Annotated in this window: 18 protein-coding genes; 15 read left to right on the forward strand and 3 right to left on the reverse strand. The window is 32.4% G+C overall.

The genetic code is table 11. The annotated features are described in order from the left end of the window. Nucleotides 1–73 precede the first annotated feature (73 nt). Entirely contained in the window at nucleotides 74–763 is a 690-nt protein-coding gene (locus KQI85_RS03305; RefSeq protein WP_216574667.1) for a Crp/Fnr family transcriptional regulator, read from the reverse strand. Between the two features lie 186 nt (nucleotides 764–949). On the opposite strand from KQI85_RS03305, the gene KQI85_RS03310 reads away from it, so the two are divergent. The 4 genes from KQI85_RS03310 to KQI85_RS16460 all read left to right on the forward strand — a co-directional run bounded on the left by KQI85_RS03310 (nucleotide 950) and on the right by KQI85_RS16460 (nucleotide 4,906). After that, nucleotides 950–1,774 carry an ATP-binding protein gene (locus KQI85_RS03310; protein ID WP_216574668.1) on the forward strand — a complete coding sequence of 275 codons (825 nt, stop codon included), beginning with the start codon at nucleotides 950–952 and terminating at the stop codon, nucleotides 1,772–1,774. 123 nt (nucleotides 1,775–1,897) lie between these two features. Next, the gene (gene hcp / locus KQI85_RS03315; RefSeq protein ID WP_216574669.1) at nucleotides 1,898–3,493 is read left to right on the forward strand and encodes a hydroxylamine reductase; all 1,596 of its coding nucleotides are present in this window, start codon (nucleotides 1,898–1,900) and stop codon (nucleotides 3,491–3,493) included. Between the two features lie 179 nt (nucleotides 3,494–3,672). Continuing rightward, nucleotides 3,673–4,233, forward strand: coding sequence for a biotin transporter BioY (locus KQI85_RS03320; protein WP_216574670.1), 561 nt, complete (start codon nucleotides 3,673–3,675; stop codon nucleotides 4,231–4,233). Between the two features lie 517 nt (nucleotides 4,234–4,750). Further along, on the forward strand, nucleotides 4,751–4,906 hold the full coding sequence (locus KQI85_RS16460) for a hypothetical protein (RefSeq protein WP_253293723.1): 156 nt from the start codon (nucleotides 4,751–4,753) through the stop codon (nucleotides 4,904–4,906). Between the two features lie 105 nt (nucleotides 4,907–5,011). On the opposite strand, the gene KQI85_RS03330 is transcribed toward KQI85_RS16460, so the two are convergent. Further along, nucleotides 5,012–5,290 carry a hypothetical protein gene (locus KQI85_RS03330; RefSeq protein ID WP_216574672.1) on the reverse strand — a complete coding sequence of 93 codons (279 nt, stop codon included), beginning with the start codon at nucleotides 5,288–5,290 and terminating at the stop codon, nucleotides 5,012–5,014. Nucleotides 5,291–5,419: 129 nt separating this feature from the next. Beyond that, entirely contained in the window at nucleotides 5,420–6,007 is a 588-nt protein-coding gene (locus KQI85_RS03335; protein WP_216574673.1) for a hypothetical protein, read from the reverse strand. Between the two features lie 516 nt (nucleotides 6,008–6,523). Between KQI85_RS03335 and KQI85_RS03340 the strand changes: the two genes are divergently transcribed. From KQI85_RS03340 to KQI85_RS03390, 11 genes are all read left to right on the forward strand, one after another. Further along, nucleotides 6,524–8,038 (forward strand): CehA/McbA family metallohydrolase, encoded by a 1,515-nt coding sequence (locus KQI85_RS03340; RefSeq protein WP_216574674.1) that lies wholly within the window; start codon nucleotides 6,524–6,526, stop codon nucleotides 8,036–8,038. Continuing rightward, complete coding sequence (locus KQI85_RS03345) at nucleotides 8,017–8,760, forward strand: HAD family hydrolase (protein ID WP_216574675.1); 744 nt, start codon at nucleotides 8,017–8,019, stop codon at nucleotides 8,758–8,760. Before KQI85_RS03340 ends, KQI85_RS03345 begins: the two co-directional genes overlap by 22 nt. 486 nt (nucleotides 8,761–9,246) lie before the next feature. After that, nucleotides 9,247–9,642 (forward strand): hypothetical protein, encoded by a 396-nt coding sequence (locus KQI85_RS03350; protein ID WP_216574676.1) that lies wholly within the window; start codon nucleotides 9,247–9,249, stop codon nucleotides 9,640–9,642. Nucleotides 9,643–9,665: 23 nt separating this feature from the next. Next, complete coding sequence (locus KQI85_RS03355; RefSeq protein WP_216574677.1) at nucleotides 9,666–10,667, forward strand: type II toxin-antitoxin system antitoxin SocA domain-containing protein; 1,002 nt, start codon at nucleotides 9,666–9,668, stop codon at nucleotides 10,665–10,667. A 340-nt stretch (nucleotides 10,668–11,007) separates the two neighbouring features. Further along, nucleotides 11,008–11,790 carry a prolipoprotein diacylglyceryl transferase gene (lgt, locus tag KQI85_RS03360; protein ID WP_216574678.1) on the forward strand — a complete coding sequence of 261 codons (783 nt, stop codon included), beginning with the start codon at nucleotides 11,008–11,010 and terminating at the stop codon, nucleotides 11,788–11,790. 327 nt (nucleotides 11,791–12,117) lie between these two features. Next, nucleotides 12,118–12,795, forward strand: coding sequence for a response regulator transcription factor (locus KQI85_RS03365; protein ID WP_216574679.1), 678 nt, complete (start codon nucleotides 12,118–12,120; stop codon nucleotides 12,793–12,795). A 193-nt stretch (nucleotides 12,796–12,988) separates the two neighbouring features. Beyond that, entirely contained in the window at nucleotides 12,989–14,050 is a 1,062-nt protein-coding gene (locus KQI85_RS03370; protein WP_216574680.1) for a sensor histidine kinase, read from the forward strand. Nucleotides 14,051–14,180: 130 nt separating this feature from the next. After that, a complete protein-coding gene (locus KQI85_RS03375) occupies nucleotides 14,181–14,948 on the forward strand; it encodes an ABC transporter ATP-binding protein (protein ID WP_253293724.1) in 768 nt (255 codons plus the stop codon). Next, on the forward strand, nucleotides 14,941–17,001 hold the full coding sequence (locus KQI85_RS03380) for an FtsX-like permease family protein (protein ID WP_216574681.1): 2,061 nt from the start codon (nucleotides 14,941–14,943) through the stop codon (nucleotides 16,999–17,001). The genes KQI85_RS03375 and KQI85_RS03380 overlap by 8 nt, the downstream gene beginning before the upstream one ends. An 18-nt stretch (nucleotides 17,002–17,019) precedes the next feature. Further along, complete coding sequence (locus KQI85_RS03385; protein ID WP_216574682.1) at nucleotides 17,020–17,595, forward strand: GNAT family N-acetyltransferase; 576 nt, start codon at nucleotides 17,020–17,022, stop codon at nucleotides 17,593–17,595. Between the two features lie 125 nt (nucleotides 17,596–17,720). Beyond that, the gene (locus KQI85_RS03390; RefSeq protein WP_216574683.1) at nucleotides 17,721–19,676 is read left to right on the forward strand and encodes an ABC-F family ATP-binding cassette domain-containing protein; all 1,956 of its coding nucleotides are present in this window, start codon (nucleotides 17,721–17,723) and stop codon (nucleotides 19,674–19,676) included. Nucleotides 19,677–19,839 lie beyond the last annotated feature (163 nt).

The following is a 19,839-nucleotide window of genomic DNA, read 5'->3' on the forward strand; positions in this document are numbered from 1 at the left end:
CTTTATTCTAAAGTATAAGTAATTTTGTTTCAGAATAAAAGTAATTTTAGCTCTAAATATAAGCAATTGAATATTATAATATTTTGAAGGTATTTTTGTTAAAATCAATGATACCTTCTTTTTTTAATTTGGATAATTCAACAGTCATTGCACTTCTGTCAACACATAAAAAGTCTGCTAACTGCTGTCGGTTGAATGGAATGGTAAATGTACTGTCGGATGTAGATGAAGCCTGTGTGGACAGATAACTTAGAAGTTTTTCTCTTGTACTTCTCTTTGACATATATTCAATCTTTTTATTAAGCATATAATTCTTCTCTGTAAGAGACATCATAAGATTGGCAATTAATGCCTGATGGTGTGTGCATGAGGAAGAACAAGTTCTTAGGATTTTTCCTACATTAAGGAACATTATACGACAATCAGTCATAGCATATACATTAACTTCAGAAGGAAGATCACCTTTTATTGCATATATCTCACCAAACATATCTGATGAACTATATTTATTAATCAATGTGACATTTCCCCAATAGTCTTCCCTTGTGATGTGTATTGTACCATCAAGAACAATTCCGATATTATTAGTACATTGACCAACACGAAGAATAAGTTCACCTTTTTTATAATCCATAATTCTGGCATCAAGACATTTTATCATCGAATGAATATTGTCGGGTGTAATATTATAAAAAAGGTTACTTTTAATAAGAATCTGGTCATAAATATCATTATAGATGTTGTTGTTAATAATATTATTCAAAATTGTCACTCTCCCAAACTAAGTAATAGCGAAAAAAATATAAAATGTTGTAAAAACAACAGAATATAACCTGATGATAACATATAATGTTCAAAGAGTCAAAGAAACAGTAGAAGTAGTTGTATGGTGAGTATATGTGTTTATAAGTAAAAATATCCATATAGCTGCAAAGAAAGGAAATGACGTATGGTAAGAAGAGTTATTGAGATTGATGAAGAAGCCTGTATTGGTTGCGGATTATGTGCGAATGCCTGCCATGAAGGTGCAATAGGAATGGTTAATGGCAAGGCAAAGCTTATGAGGGACGACTATTGTGATGGATTTGGCGATTGTCTTCCTGCATGTCCGGTAGATGCAATTAAGTTTATTGAGCGAGAGGCAGCAGCTTATGATGAAGCCGCAGTACTTGCAGCGAAAAAAGCCAAAGAGACAGCTAATAAGTTAAGCAGTGCTATGAGCAGCATAAAAAATAATAATGCCAAAAGTAAGAATGAGATGAAAGACAATTTTACTGATGCAAATGGTAATTATAGTAAAAATAGAGATGCAGATATGATAGAACCTTGTGGATGCCCTGGAACAAGAGCACAGACTATAATTCATGATAATAGCTGTAATGTTAATAATAATGTAAGTGAAAAGATTCAGTCAGAGCTTACACAGTGGCCTGTTCAGATACAGCTGCTTCCAGTGACAGCACCATTTTATAACAATGCAAATCTTCTCATTGCAGCAGATTGTACAGCCTATGCTTATGGTGATTTTCATAGAAAATTCGTTAAGAACAGGGTAGTTCTTGTAGGATGTCCTAAACTTGATGATGCTGATTATCAGAGTAAACTTACAGCAATAATATCACAGAATGATATTAAGAGCGTGACAATAGTAAGAATGGAAGTTCCATGTTGTGGTGGACTTGAGAATGCAGCAAAAGAAGCTCTTAAAGCCAGTGGTAAGTTCATTCCATGGCAGGTTGTAACAATCTCAACAGATGGAAGAATTCTTGATTAATTAAATATATAAGTAAAAATAATTATAATATGTAAGTAAAAATAATTATAATGCACAATATAGTTTTTTGAAAAATTATTAAAAGTTGATTATAAATATATCAAAGAGTATGGAGGAAATAATATGTCAGGTAATATGTTTTGCTTTCAGTGTGAGCAGACAGCAGGATGCACAGGATGTACAGGTAAAGCAGGAGTATGTGGTAAAACAGAGAATACAGCATTACTTCAGGACGAACTCACAGGCGCACTTGTAGGACTTGCAAGAGTATGTCAGACTAACGAGAGAACTAAGAATGCAGAGAGATTAGTAGTGGAAGGTCTTTTTACGACAATTACTAATGTTAACTTTAATGATGCGACAATACAGAAATTAATAGATAGAGTGAATGAAGAAAAAGCGATAATCTCACCTGGATGTTCTGCTTGCGTGTCAAGATGCGGTAATACAGATAATTATGATATGAAAGCGGTATGGGAAGCTGATGAAGATATTAGATCACTAAAATCACTTATTCTATTCGGAATAAGAGGAATCGCAGCTTATGCATATCACGCAGCTGTGCTTGGATATGAGGATTCTAAGGTTACAGATTTCTTATTTAAGGCACTTGCAGTTATTGGCGAAGATCTTGAGATGGAGCCACTTTTACAAGTTGTTCTTGAGACAGGAGAAGTTAACCTTATTTGTATGGAACTTCTTGACAGAGCTAATACAGAGACATTTGGCAATCCGGAGCCTGTAACAGTTACAAAAGAGATTGAAAAAGGTCCATTTATTGTAATAACAGGGCATGATCTTTATGATCTTAAGTTATTATTAGAGCAGACAAAAGATAAAGGAATTAATGTATATACACATGGTGAGATGCTTCCTGCACATGCATATCCGGAACTTAAAAAATATCCACATCTTAAAGGTAACTTTGGTACAGCATGGCAGAATCAGCAGAAAGAATTTGATAATATTCCTGCACCGATTATCTATACAACTAACTGCCTTATGCCTGTAAAAGAGAGCTATAAGGATAGAGTATTCACAACAGAGGTAGTATCATATCCAGAGATGGTTCATATTGGTGAGGATAAAGATTTTACACCGGTAATTAATAAAGCACTTGAACTTGGTGGATATAAAGAGAATGTTGTTATGAGCGGAGTTAATGGTGGTAATACTGTTATGACAGGATTTGCAAGAAATGCAGTTCTCTCATCAGCAGGTGAGATTGTAGAAGCAGTTAAGAATGGTGCAATAAGTCATTTCTTCTTAGTAGGTGGATGTGATGGTATAAGAAAAGAAAGAAGTTATTATACAGATTTTGTAAAAGCAACTCCTTCTGATTCAATTATTCTTACACTTGCATGTGGTAAGTATAGATTTAATGATCTTGACCTAGGTAATATAGGACCATTCCCAAGAATTATGGATATGGGACAGTGTAATGATGCTTATAGTGCAATTAAGGTTGCACTTGCACTTTCAGATGCTTTTGAATGTGGAGTTAATGAACTTCCACTTACAATGGTTCTGTCATGGTATGAACAAAAAGCTGTAAGTATTCTTCTTACACTTCTCTATCTTGGAATTAAGGATATATACCTTGGACCAACACTTCCTGCGTTTGTATCACCTGGAGTATTGAATTTCCTTGTAGAGAACTTTGGAATAAGACCTGTTTCAACACCAGAAGAAGATCTTAAGAATATTCTTGGTAAGTAATGTACCAGAACTGTTAATAGTCTTGAGATGGCAATGAGAGAGAATATAATGAAGTCAAATGATAAAAAAGGTAATAAAATCGAATGTTAACTTACAATAACAATTAGTTGACAAATATACGAAAAAGGAATATTATATAATCTGTAAAAAATATTATGCAATATGCAGTGGAGGGTTTTATGGATAGTAATATTTCAATAAGTGAGAAAAAGATGTCAGTCAAGACTATAACAACAGTTGGAATGTTTACAGCAGTTGTATGTATACTGTCAGTTCTACAGATACCACTTCCAACAGGAGTACCGGTTGTATTACAGACTTTTGCAGTAGCACTTACAGGTTATGTTCTAGGCGAGAAAAAGGGAACACTTGCAGTGTTATTATATGTACTTCTTGGAGCTGTAGGTCTTCCAGTATTCGCAGGGATGAGTGGTGGCTTTGAAGTTATAATAGGTAAGACAGGTGGATTCATATATGGATATATTGTATATGCATTCATGTGTGGTATCGGAAGCCACTTTAAGAATATTGTAATTCAGTATCTTCTTGGAGCAGTTGGTATGACAGTATGTTATATATGTGGTGTTGTACAGTTTAAGTTTGTTATGGGACTTAGTTGGGCTTTATCATTTTCTTATGCAGCAGCACCATTTATTATAAAGGATTTAATATTCCTTGCACTTGCACTTTTTGCAGCAATGGCAATTAAAAAAGGACTTAGAAAAGCTAATCTTTTATAATATAATATTAATTATATAAAGACCACGACATCATATTATAAGCATATGTCTGCAAGGTAGTTTCAATGTATAGCAGTCAGATGATGTAAGATAGTAGTATCATAGAAAATATAAAAAATACCATAAAAATATAAGAAAACAGGTTAATCATACTAATACAGTGAATTGTAGAGTGAGTGGTTAATCTGTTTTTTTATAATTTAAATTTATCTATTAATCCATCTAACTTTCCCCGATTTTCAAGGCTTTGCAGCACTTGAAAATCTGATATACATGTCCTTTTCCCTTGTTTTTGTCCTTATGAGCAGCTTACAAGGGAAAGTTTTTGTTATTCAGTTTTGATTGTTAATTCAGTCCCACAACCTTATCTAAAAGTCTTGCCGAGTTTCGCTTGGCTTCTCTTGAACCGTGGGCGTAGACGTTCATGATAGTATGCACATCCGAGTGTCCTAAAAGCTCCTGCACATCCTTGGGCTCATGGGCGCTTGGACAATACGAAAAAGCATACACAAGAGCAATGTATAATGCGGTAAAAGCCGCAAATCCAGATTGGGAAATCGGGCAATCCTTTGATTCCAGTATCTTGAGCAGCGTGACGCGCAAATCTGTCGAGGCAAACTTGGTGCAGAGCGGAAACACCTTTATCACAAAAAGTATAGACTATTCTGTATAAACAACAGAGTACCCTGAGATTTATAATCTCAGAATACTCTGTTTTGAATTTACCAATATTTCTAAACTTGCTTTTGCGTTCCCTGATAAAATGTATGCTCACTTGCTATAGATTAATAGTTATCTCTCTATATCCAACTACTGCGATTACTTTTTCACACTTTTTAATAAATGCAATGTTTTTCCTTTCATTTTCTAAATCACATACCACCATCATTATATTTTTATCTATTTTACAATCTTGTACATATCTTTCTACATAATAATCATTAGCAACATATCCCGCATCATCAATTCCATTATGAAAGATGTCTTCTAATTGTTTTAAATCTATCACGTTTTTTGATATATAAGAAAAAATATCTAACACCTTATATTTTTTCATTTAAGCCTCCAACCAAGGGGATAATGCATTATGATTATCCCCTCATTCATATAAATGATATTACACATTTTAGTAATAAATAAAAGCATGTTACTTCTCATATTTTCATTATTTTACAGTGCTACTATTCTATCGCTTTACTACCTGCGATGTATTTGAAAAATATCCTGTTTCACCAGCTACGGTTGTTAAAACTACACCTGAGAATCCAACTCGCACTTTATCTTTATCCCCCGTATCTACATCATCTTTCAATGTACGGCTGGTATTCATTGATCCATAAAGCGATTTACTAAACGAGTTACTATAGTAAGTTGTCGGAAACAAAATGCTTGTACTTTTTACATAAGCATTTCCTGCCACTGTACTCATAGGTTCATCTGCAGAAATTGTAAAATATAACCGTCCTGTGTCATCATTCCAATCATTGAATCCCAAATGGAATATCGCCCATTCTAATTCTCCGTCGGAAGTAGCCATAGGCTGAGGAATCGCTGCAAGGTCTGTATCGTAAAAAATTGTCTGCTCAAATGTTCCATCTTCATTTTTTGTCAATACAACTGTTACTCCATCCGACAATTGCTCTGGTGTAACTTCAATGTCATCAATCTCAATGACTTGACTCTCTGCAGCCATGGTTGATGTTGCAGGTGCAAGAGTGCCAAACATAATAGCTACCGCACATAATGTTGATAGCAAAATTTTTTTAAGCTTCATAGTTAATTTCCTCCTTTTTAATGGATTCGTTACTAATTACTTGACCATAACAAATATTTCTCATTATAATCACATATAAGTTTTTCATGCACATTCGTATAATAAAACTTACAAGAAAATCATAACTATATTAAATGACATTGTCAATATCTATTTACGCTTTTCCATTGCATTTTATGAGGAGTCGCTGCTTCAATATACAAGGAAAAAGGATATAACAATTATTAAATCCTAAAAATGAGGTCATTTCAGAATTTAAATTTTTTTATTAAGGAGTAGTTTTAACATCTTTTAACGAAGATGAATTTAAGTTCTTCTTGCTGATAGTAGTAGGATAATCACTGATTTTTTACGCATATTTTACAAATATATTACTCTGATTTGATGTACAAATATATATATTATGTTAATATAAAAAACATGAAAATATATTAGAATGTATGATAAAAAATAGCTGTAAGGCTCTTACAATGGTATTATATGTGGGAACTTTTACAGTAAGAAAGAGTGAGATATATGTATAAAAAAATGACACTTGATATTAACACAGAGACAGGAATTATCAGAATGGAAACATTTCAGGTTCCAAAAGGAACAAAACGTCTTACAATAATGGTTGAAAAAGACAGAGAAGATCTTCTTGGTAATTTTATTATGGTTATTGATAGTAAAAAAAGACTTCGTATGCAAAAGATGCTTGCGTATGGAACAATGACAATAGGAATATCACAAGAGGCAGCTACCACAACAGCGGGTGGTGTTCCGGGAGAGATATGTGAAGGAGAATGGATATTATATTATGGATGTATGTTTATGGATATCAAGAATTATACAGGTAGATTACCGGTTGCAACTACAATTATAATAAGTGACGAAGAGACAGAACTTACAGAAGTAATCAATGGTGGGGCATGGATGACACCGGATGACCAATTTCATATTAATGATAAATTATATGATTGGAATAAGAGATATTGTGATGATAGCAGATGGTACAAAGGCGATTTTCATGCACATTCAATTATGTCAGATGGTAAAGAAAGTATTGAAAATATAATAAAAAAGGCAAAATATATGAATATGGATTACTATGTTCCAACAGAGCATAATCTGTATCATACAGGCTGGTGTAAGTGTGATATGCCTATAATACCGGGTGTTGAGATTACATCATATTCAGGTCATTATAATATATTTGGTGTTAAAGAAAGACCAGAGCTTCTAGAGGCGATGCTTTTATCAGACACAATAGAGAAGATGAATGCAATTAATATTATGATAATAGATGATCTATATGAAAAAGGTAATCTTATAAGTATTAATCATCCTTTTTTGCATATATGGCAGTGGCATATAGATGTTGAACTTGAGAAGATATCAAGTCTTGAGATAATTAATGATCCAACTTATGAATATTCAAGAAAAGCCAATGACAAAGCAATTGATTTCTTGGATTTTCTGTGGGCAGATGGACATATAATATATGGAATTGGTGGAAGCGATTCACATAATCTTATAGATGAGATATATGAAGGTGCAACAACACCATCTATAGCAGGCGATCCGGGAACTTATGTATATGCAGACGGATTGAGTGCGAATTCTATTCTTGACGGAGTGAGACATGGACATATGAATGTAACAAGATTTTGCGAAGTTATGCCAACAATAACAGGCAGGACAAGGGAATATCTTCCTGGTGACAGAATAGATGAAGATGAGATAGAGTATGTGCTTACAGTTAGTAATATCAAAGAGATACCGGTTATCTATAGAATCAGCAATGATATAGATGGAAGAGTAAGAAAAGATATGATTACAGATGTTAGATATGATGATAATGCCAAGACATATACAATTATAGAAAAGATTACTATGCCACAGGATGGATGGTATTATGTAAGATATGAAGTAAGGACAGAGCATGACGAATTCAGAGCATATATTAATCCAATATTTAGAGGTAATAAAGAAGTAGAATATAAGACATTTAATAAAGCAAAGAAAGTATGGGAAGAGACATGGCAATAAGAGGAATTATGTTTGATAAGGATGGAACACTCCTTGATTTTAATAGATTGTGGATTGATATTACAAACATTGTTGTAGCGAATATCTGCGACAGATATCTAAGTTCTGAATCAATATATAGTGTAGATATGCTTACACAGAGGATAAAGACAGAACTTGGAATTAATAATGAAGAGATAAGATATGACTCTCCACTTGCATATATGACATACAAAGAGATGGCAGGAGTAGTATATGATAATATCAGTGAATTAATAACAGATACTAAAGAACAATTTGAGCAGATATTTGAACAGGAATATAATAGAGCATTTAGTACTATGGAATTTGATTGTATTCCAACATGTAATATAATACATCTTTTTGATATATTAAAAGACAGAAATATAAGGATTGGGCTTGCAACTGCAGACAATAAGAATAATACAGAAAAATGTCTTAAAAAGATGCATATATATGAATATTTTGATTATATTGGATGCGATGATAGCACTGTAAGACCAAAGCCATGTGCAGATATGTTTGATATTTTTTGTGAAAAATATAATCTGAAAAGTGATGAAGTGATTATATGTGGCGATACAGTTAACGATATGATATTTGCGGGGAATTGCAAAGCACATTCAGCCGGAGTATTATGTGGGTTGACAGAATATGAAGATATGTGCGGCAAAGCAGAATATATAATCGATAATCCGGAAAAACTAATAGATATAATATAAGAATTCTTCAAAAATAATTATACTTTTAATATTTGTTAATATAAGAATATACTTCCATTAAATTTTTTCGCTTTTCCAGTTTCAGGATCATTGAATTTATACTCAAAATCATCAACACATTCCTTAATGCGATACATAACTTCACCACTGACATTTTAACATCACGATAATCATTTGGAAGAAGTACTTATGTTTTCTCAACGTCAGAAATCTGTCTGACTTTTTTTGAACAACAAAAAAAACAGCATTTATGGCGACTTGCCGAAAAATAATATATGATTAATTCTCAAAGATATATGGTGCTAAATCCTAAAGACGGGACATGGAGAAAACATGATTTAGAAGAAGATTATTTTACTCTCTTGATGGATCAAGAGGGTTTTTCTGTTGTGAAACAAAAATGATGATAGGATATTGACAAAAAACAATCATGATGTATAATGGTGATAGAAAAAGATAAAAAAGCAATCATTCAAGAAGGAGGAGATGCATATATTTGATATTACATTAAATGAGATTGATGTATACCTGACAGAGGTAAAAGATGCAATTCAAAAAAACCATTATAGAATTGAACTCAATTCTCACAGACAAGATAATAGAGATTTATTTTTAAACTATGTACTTGACGAAATGATGGCAAAAGATATTTTGCTAGGACTAACGGCGACAGATTTTTCTGAGGTATTGCAAAATGAACATAGAGGATATGAACATGAGCTGTTGTACGTCTTTGGCAAAGATGTAGAACTTTTAGAAAGAATGGGTAACACTAAAAAGACAGTGTCCTTGTATATAAAATTTAACAAGACGGATAACTGTTATGTGATTGTGGTTTCCTTGCATGAACAGAAATATCCGATAAGTTACTATTTTAAATAGTAATCTGATAAGGAGGAAATATCATGGCTGAGAAAGAAAGATTTGATTTTTGCACAGAGTGCAGAAAAGAAACTGAGTACACTTTGCAAAAACGAAACATTGTAAAAACGATTAAAGATGTAGAGTATACATTTAGCATTACAGTTGCATTATGTAATGAGTGCGGAGAAGAAGTGAGCCTTCCTGGACTGATTGATAAAAATATTCAGGAAGTCGACGAACAGTATAGGGCCTATGAAGGGATTGTTTCGGTAGGTGATATTGAAAAGCTCATGAAAATTTATAAGATTGGAAAGGCACCTTTATCATTGGCGCTCGGATTTGGAGAGGTGACTATTACGAGATATCTTTCTGGTCAGATACCGTCGAAAGAATATTCTGATATCATGAAGATGGCATTATCATCTCCAACTTTTATGAAAGAAAAATTGCAGGAGAATAAGGAAAAAATTGCATCTGCAGCTTATAATAAAGCAATGGATGCCGCAGTGCAATTAGAAACATTATTTTCGGTTTCAGATAAGATGTTGAGGGTAATTGCGTATGTGTTTGAGAAACTGGAAGAGGTAACGCCTCTTATGCTCCAGAAATTACTTTATTTTATTCAGGGAGAATCCTATGTTTTGAATGGTAAACCAATGTTTTGTGAAAATTGTCAGGCTTGGATTCATGGGCCAGTGTATCCCGAGGTTTATTATATGTTTAGCGATTTTAAATATAACCCGATTGAAGATGCACGTTTTGCAATATTTAAAGGTGCAGAAGATGAGTTGACAAAAGAAGAACAAAAAGTAGTTGATTTGGTTGTCAATACTTTCGGTGAGTATGGCGGAAAAATGCTGGAAAGAATCACACATGAAGAAACACCATGGAAGTTTGCACGAAAAGGATATGCAGACAACATTCCATCGCATGAAACAATTACAATGGAAAGCATAGAAAACTATTATACTGAAAAAAATAAAGAATATGATTTTACTGCTGAAGATGGTCTAAAACAATATATCAGAGATATTCTTCAATAAGTATGCTTAGGCATTCAATGACCACGTTCAGGATCGTAAAAACTAGAATCCTTCAAAAATAAGTATACCTTTAATATTTGTTAATATAAGAATATACTTCCATTAAATTTTACTTTTAATATACACCAAAAAAGTATATACTAATAAAGGTATAATTAATGTAATTTCGGAATTTTCTTTAAACAAATAATTCTGGATATATTTCCGATATGCTGTTTCCATTTTCTCGTCGTGCACACCGTGTACGCACTGCGAAAATGTTATTGCATATCAAAAATTTATCTCAGAATTCTTCATTTAGAAGATTCCGAGAGTACATATTAAAAACAGGAGGAATAAAATGAGATACATATTATTTAGTATAGGTTCACTTCATATATACAGCTATGGTCTTATGATTGCTATTGGCGTTATATGTGCATTTTTTATATCAGATAAGAGAGCTAACAAGTATGGTCTTGACAGCGATGTTGTATTCAGACTTGGCATGATGGCATTAGTATGTGGAATGCTTGGTGCAAAACTTCTCTATGTGATAATCAACTTTAAGTCGATAATTGAGACTGGAGATATTAAGGGAGCAATAACAGAAGGATTTGTAGTATATGGCGGAATAATAGGAGGAGTAGTCGGATGCTACATATATTGTAAAGTTAAGAAATACAGCCTTTCAGGATATTTTGACCTTATAATACCGACAGTTGCACTTGCACAGGGATTTGGAAGAATTGGATGTTTCCTTGCAGGATGCTGTTATGGAGAAGAGACAACACATGCATTTAGTGTTACGTTTAAGAGTTCACCATATGCACCTAATGGAGTGAAATTAATTCCAACACAGCTTATATCAAGTGCAGCAGACTTTATTAACTTTGGAATACTTATATTAGTAGCGGCTAAATTTAGAAAAAAGAACAAAAAGGGACTTATTACATCAATATATCTTATTAATTACAGCATTGGAAGATTTATAATAGAATTCTTCAGAGGCGATATTGAAAGAGGTAATGTAGGTGTATTGTCAACATCACAATTTATAGCAATATTTATACTTGCAGGTGGAATAGCACTTCTTGTATATGCACTAAGACACAATAAAAAAGAAGAAGCTGCACTTAATTAATTATATATACAACAGTCTGACAGATTGTAATATAATCAAACTGCCAGGCTGTTGTATTATATTATAATCTGTCAGACTGTTGTATATTAGTGGCGAAATAATGAGATGCAGAAGTTTTTTTGAATATTAAGGTTTTAAATATTAAGATTGTAGATGACTAAAGATTTAAAACTTTTCATGTAATTAATTTTCTATCTAAAAAGTGAGGAACTACTTGCCTGAAAAAGTTAAAAGAAACTATTTGCCTGAAAAAGTTAAAAGAAACTATTTGCCTGAAAAAGTTAAAAAAGATAACTTGCTAATTAAGTAGAGTGGGGGAAAAAGTATATGTATAAGATATTTATAGTTGAAGATGATCCGGTAATAGCACAGACACTTGCTGATAATCTTTTTAAGTGGGGGTTTGAAGCAGTTGTGGCAGATGACCTATGGAATGTGACAGCACAGTTTGTAAAAGAAGAACCACATATAGTTATTATGGATATAGTCCTGCCTTGTTATAATGGATATTACTGGTGTAATGAGATTAGGAAGATATCTAAAGTTCCAATAATATTCCTGTCATCAAAGAATGATAATATGGATATAGTCATGGCAATTAATATGGGTGGCGATGACTTTATATCAAAGCCATTTGCAACAGATATATTAGTTGCAAAGATTCAGGCAATGCTTAGAAGAACTTATGATTATAAGAGTGAGAATAGTGATAATATAGAACATAGAGGAGCTGTACTTTTGCTTGGAGAGGCAAGTCTTGTATACAAGAATCAAAAGATAGAACTTACTAAGAATGAATTCAGAATATTAGAAGTACTTATGCGTAATAAGAATAATATAGTAAGCAGAGATAAGATAATGAAGAAATTGTGGAATGATGACAGCTTTATAGATGATAATACACTTACAGTTAATCTTAACAGGCTCAGAAAAAAACTTGATGCAGCAGGACTTACAGAGTTTATTGAGACTAAAAAGGGGCTTGGATATATGGTATCTGATTAAAGATAGAAAAAACATAGATATATAGTACTTGATTAAAAGTGAAAAAAGGACATGGATATATAGTACTTGATTAAAAGTGAAAAAAAGACATGGGTTATGGTATCCGATTAAAGATACGAAGTAAGACATAAAGATATTTTTATAGTATATCAATGTGACTTATAAAAATATATAATGATTGGTGGGGAATGTAATGTATAGAAGATTTGCAAAGCATGAGCGTGGAACGATAATTGTATATGTAGCAAGTATAATTCTTGCGATATTATTTGCTATAGCATATGATATTAAACTTGAAGCTGTGCTTTATTATATAGGACTTGTAACGGAAGTAGAAGTGATATATCTTATTATAAGTTTTATAATGTATGCTAGAAAGGTAAAACAGCTTGAGAAATATTCTAATAATATTAATATATTCAATAACAATATTTTGATTAAAAAAACAGATGATATAGAAGAAAAATACGGTGATATAATTGATAAACTTTACAATCAGATTAATAATGAGATATCAGAAAAAGATAAAAAAATGAATGAACGAATATTATATTTTTCACTTTGGCTGCATCAGATTAAGACACCAATAGCAGCAATGAATCTGCTTGTTGAGAATATTGATAATAGTTCAAAGCTAGAGAGTGAATTATTTAAGATAGAACAGTATGCTGAGACTGCGATTAGTTATCTTAAAACTGAGAATATGAAAGAGGATCTTGTAATTGACAGATATAATCTTAAAGATATTATAAGCCAATGTGTGAGAAAATATTCTGTATTATTTATTGAAAAAAGGATAGGCGTAAGCATGGGTGATCTCGATTATGAGATTACTACTGATGAAAAATGGCTATGTTTTGTAGTAGAACAGATACTATCTAATGCGATTAAATATTCAATAAATGGTACAGTTAAGATATATGCTTATGAAGAAGATACAGATATGCCATCAGAAGATAATAATATCAGAGAAATAGAATATAATGCAGATAGAAAAATAGCAGATAATAAACAGAAAGTCTGCCTTGTGATAGAAGATGAAGGAATTGGAATAAGCAAAGAAGATATACTAAGAGTCTTTGACAATGGATATACAGGTCTTAATGGCAGACGGGATAAGAAAGCAAGTGGAATAGGACTTTATCTTACAAAGATTGTATGTGATGCACTTAATCATAAGATAGATATTGAATCAGAACCTGGAAAAGGAACACGAGTGAGTATACATTTAAATATCGCATTAAGAAGTGCCTGACTTACAAAAATGTAAGTTAGGCATATTATTTTGTAATGTTAAGTTATGGAACGGAGACAGAGAATAACGTAAGATTATATTGTAACAAGCAGGCGAAGAATTAGTAAGAGATAAGGACAAGGAGGACATTATGTCATTATTACAGGTAAATAATATTAAGAAAATATACACACAACGTTTCTCAAGACAACAGTATGTCGCACTTAATAATGTTAATTTTAAAGTTGAAGAAGGAGAGTTTGTTGCAATTATGGGACCGTCAGGAGCCGGTAAGACAACACTTCTTAATATACTTGCATCATTAGACAGAGTGACAAGTGGAGAAGTACTTCTTGATGGAAGAGATATGGGAAGTATTAAAGAGAGTGAACTTGCATCATTTAGACGTAATAATCTTGGATTTGTATTTCAGGATTTTAATCTTCTTGATACATTCACACTTAAGGACAATATATTTCTTCCATTAGTGTTATCACAGGAGAATTATGAAGAGATGTCAGCTAAACTTCAACCGATAGCAAAGACACTTGATATAACAGATATTCTTGAAAAATATCCATACGAAGTATCAGGAGGACAAAAACAAAGATGTGCAGTTGCAAGAGCAATAATAACAAAACCTAAGATACTTCTTGCAGATGAACCAACAGGAGCACTTGATTCTAAATCAAGTAATAATCTTCTTAATATGTTTGAATCAATTAACCGAAGTGGTCAGACAATAGTAATGGTAACGCATAGTTCGTATGCAGCAAGTTACGCTAACAGAGTTATGTTCATTAAGGACGGCGAAGTATATAGTGAGATATACAAAGGTGACAGAACAAGAAAAGAATTCCTTGATAAGATAGTATCTAATCTTCTTGTAATGTCAGATGGAGGTGTTTCAATTGGTTAGAAAATTATATATGAAGATGTCGCTTGATAATATAAAACGTAATAAAGAGATAACACTTCCATATATGATTGCAATGGCGGTATTATTTTTTATGTTTGATCTTGTGCTTGCAGTTGCATTTAACAAAGGAACAGAAGGTATGCCGGGTGGAGATGCAGTAAGAACTCTGTTTACAGTAGGAACAGTAGTATTATTATTCATAGCGATAGCATTTGCAGTATATCTTAATAATTTTGTGATAAAAAAACGTATAAAAGAATATGGAATGTATAACATACTTGGTCTTGAAAAAAAGCATGTAATAATGATAATGCTCTTAGAAAATACAATAATATATGTACTTTCATTTGTTATTGGAACAGTACTTGCTTTATCATTGTCAAAAATAATATTTATGTTATTTTTAAAAATATGTCATACGTCAGAGAATTCAAGATTTATATTTAGTATATATCCATATCAGAAATCAGCAGAATTATTTATTATTACATATATAGTCATATCAATTAAGAATATAATCACTGTAATACGTTTTAATTCAATTGAATTATTAAAAACAGATAAAAAAGGTGATAAGACATCAGTATTTGAATATGTAATAGCATTGGCAGGAATTGTAATTATGGCAATCTCATATTATGTTGCAAACAGAGTAGATAATGAAACTGATGCAACAGTATACTTTATGTTTTGTGCACTTGGAGTAATAATTGCCACATATATGATATTCCCCGCTGGAAGTCATATACTACTAAGAAGACTTAAAAATAATAAAAAATTCTATTATCGCCCCACTAATTTTATATCAACAGGAAGTCTTATGTACAGAATGAGACAGAATGCAATAGGGCTTGCAAGTATATGCATATTAAGTACAATGGTCGTAGTAACCGGTGCATATAGTTTTTCATTATTTTTCTCAGCTGAAGCTAATAGTAAAATATTAAGACCGGATGATATAGCATATACTATGTCAGAAGGTGACAATGTTATGCTTACAAAAGACTTAGTATATGATATAGCTAAGAAAAACAATGTTACAATAGATGATTATCGCAGATATAATTACAGATTATATGCAGGAGAACTTAATGATGGAGAATTTACAAGATACTCAGGCGATGAAAGTGCTTATACTAAAGTAATACTTATAGAACTTGCAGATTATGAAGAATTAACAGGACAGAATATTATACTTGATAAAAATCAGATATTATTATTTACATCAGATGAATATAAAGAAGATACTTTATCTATAAATAATGCAAAATATACAATCGTAAATGCCGATAAGAATAATATACTTACAAGTCATAAGTATTCAAAAGAGAAACAGAGAATATATATTGTTGCAAGGGAGGATGATATATATGAAATTCGTAAAGAATATTATAAGATGTGTTATGTTAGTTACGATTGGAACAGTTATGGGGATAATGATGTCAATTCCACAGGTGCGGATAATGAGGAAATGTCTGTAGAAGATGAACTTAATGCATTATTAGAAGATGATGAGGCGAAATATACAAAAGTAATTATTAATTGTAGTGGTGATGATAAAGACAGATATAATTATGCAAAGGAATTAAAAGAAAATTATGAGTATAAAGCTCCGAATTATTCATTTGTAGCTTATGAACTGTATCTTGAGGAGAACTATGCCATATTTGGAGGAACAGTATTTCTTGGTATCTTCTGTATAATAATATTTCTTACAATAACGATTCTGATAATATATTTTAAACAGGTCAATGAAGGATATGAAGACAGAGAGCGATTTGTGATACTTCAAAAAGTAGGAATGGATAAGCAGATGGTTGTAAAGACTATTAACCGCCAGATTATGATAGTATTTTTTGCACCGCTTATTGTAAGCATAATACATGTGTTTGCGGCACTTAAATCATTAAAACTTATGATTATGTATTTTCAGACAATGAATATGAGTCTTATATATGGCTGCATTATCGGAATGCTCATTATATTTGTAGCTGTGTATTTTATAGTATACAAAATAACGTCAAAGGTATATTATGGAATAGTTAAATTCTAAACAGATTGGCGGGATTATATGGAGATATGTGGAGAGAAAGTAATACTTAGAGATCTTACAAAAGAAGATATTGAGAAAAGATTATACTTTAATACTGTAGATATAGAGTGGCAGATGTGGGATTCGCCATGGCAGTATGAAGGAATGACAAAAGAAGAAAAAGAATATGAACTATCAGAGATGAAAGAGAGTATGGAGAACTGGCTTAAGAAGAATAAGAATATGCCAGATACAGACAGACGTTATGAATTTCAGATAGCTGACAAAGTGACAGGTGAATGTATAGGGTGGTGCATTGCATATCATATTAATGATGATTATGAGTATGATACAAGAGGAGAGTATATTGCAGTAGGAATAGATCTGCCACCAGAAGATATGCGAGGTAAAGGTTATGGAATGGAAGCACTTGGTATGTTCATAGAATATCTAAAAAAAGTCTTTGATGCCAGAATATATACACAGACATGGTCAGGCAATGTGGCTATGGTAAGACTTGCAGGCAAGCTTGGCTTTGTAGAATGTAACAGAGTAGCCGGTATATATGAAAAAGATGGCATAGTCTATGACGAAGTTACATACAGACTCAAATGATAAGGATAGATAGTTTTATTTATTGCGTTATTTTTTGACGTATCAATGGCTGATGTGTTAGAATAATCAGGTAACTGATAACCGGCAGTCATTGAGACTGTCTATTGAAGATGAGGAATGTAATTATGTTATACCAGATTTCAAATGGTTGTGTTGCATTTGCAGACAATACCGTTTTAGAACATATTAATTTTGAGATACGTAATACAGAGAAGATAGCGATTGTTGGACGTAATGGATGTGGTAAGACAACTCTTCTTAAACTTATATCAGGAGAAGTTGACCTCACTAAGAGAGATAGTGATGAAGATGTATTCATAGCTAAGTCAGGCAGACCAGAGATTGGTTATCTTAGACAGATAGCGTTTGATGATATTAATCTTCCGATGGAAAAAGAAGTAAGAAAAGCCTTTGCACATATTGAGAATATGAAAGCAGAGATAGACAGGCTTGCAAGTGAGCTTGAATATGATCATTCAGAGCAGAAAGTTAAATCATATACAAATCTTATGGATAATTTTGAAGCTATCGGCGGATATTTTTATGAAAAAGAATATGAAGTACTTATTCAGAAGTTTGGATTCAGTGAAGAAGATAAGAAGAAGCCTTTGTCTGAATTCTCAGGTGGACAGCAGACTAAGATAGCTTTTATTAAATTATTACTTAGTAAGCCTGATATATTATTACTTGATGAACCTACCAACCATCTGGATGTTGAGACAATTGAATGGCTTGAAGGATATATTAAGAATTATCCGAAAGCTGTTGTAGTTGTATCACATGACCGAATGTTTCTTGATAATATAGTTGATGTTGTATATGAGATAGAACATCATACAGCGAGAAGATATCCAGGTAATTATACTAACTTTGTAAAACGTAAACAGGAACTTTATGACAAACAGCTTAAAGATTATAAAGCTCAGCAAAAAGAGATTGAAAGACTTGAGACTATAGCGATTAAGTTTAAGAATAAGCCAACCAAAGCATCTATGGCACAGTCTAAGTTAAAAGCTATTGAGCATATGGATAAGATAGAGAAACCGGATGCATTTGATACTAAGACTTTTCATGCTAACTTTAAACCTCTTATGGAGACAGGTAATGATGTCTTATTTGTAAAAGATCTTGAGATAGGTTATGACAGACCATTATCTACAGTATCAATAGATATTAAGAAAGGCGATAAAGTAGGCATTCTTGGTGGTAATGGTCTTGGAAAATCTACTTTTTTAAAGACTATTATTAATGAGATTCCGGCTCTTTCCGGAAGTTACAAATATGGTGTTAATGTCCAGATAGGATATTTTGATCAGCAGATGGCTATGTATACAAGCGAAAAGCAGGTTATTGATGATTTGTGGGATGAGTTTCCTAATCTTACTCAGACGCAAGTGCGTAATCTGCTTGGTGCATTTCTCTTCTCGGGAGATGATGTATTCAAAAAAGTAAGTATGCTCTCAGGTGGCGAAAAAGTAAGACTTGCACTTTGCAAGATATTTAAGCGACAGCCTAATGTTCTTATTCTTGATGAGCCTACTAACCATATGGATATTGTTGGTAAAGAGACACTTGAAGCTATGCTTAAAGAATTCCCTGGAACTTTAATATTTGTATCACATGACAGATATTTTGTAAAACAGGTATCTAATAAACTCCTTGTATTTGAGAATGGGACTACTAAGGAATATAGATTTGGCTATGATGATTATATGGAACAGGTTGCAAAACAGAGAGAAGCTAATGGTGATATGGTGAAGTTTAGCGGTAAAGGGACAAGTGATGTAAAACCTGTTAAAGAGAAAGATGCAGAGGAAGTTATGACTGCAGCCAAATCAAGTTATAACTTTGGTAAAGAAAAGTCGAAACTTGAGAGAAGACTTAAGAAAGTTGAAGATGCACTTCACGATAAAGAGACTAAGACAGATGAGCTTAAGGATATGCTTGCAGATCCTGCTATTCAGTCTGATTATATAAAGCTTGGTGAGATTCAGGCACAGATTGATGAACTTGAGATGGAGATACTTGAAGATATGGAAGAATGGGAGAATATCTCAACTGAACTTGAACAGTATCAGTAGAAAGATTATATAGTATACGTGACAATAAGAGTATATACAATAAAAAGTTTTCACAGAAAGTTCACAAAAAATATTAATACTAACTATTGACATGTCTGATAAAAGGTGTTATAACAGTGTCGTATCAAAGATAAACCTAGTGTGCACAGGCGAATTGATTAAT

Origin of the sequence: Falcatimonas sp. MSJ-15 (assembly GCF_018918265.1) — a bacterium.
GTDB lineage: Bacteria > Bacillota > Clostridia > Lachnospirales > Lachnospiraceae > Falcatimonas.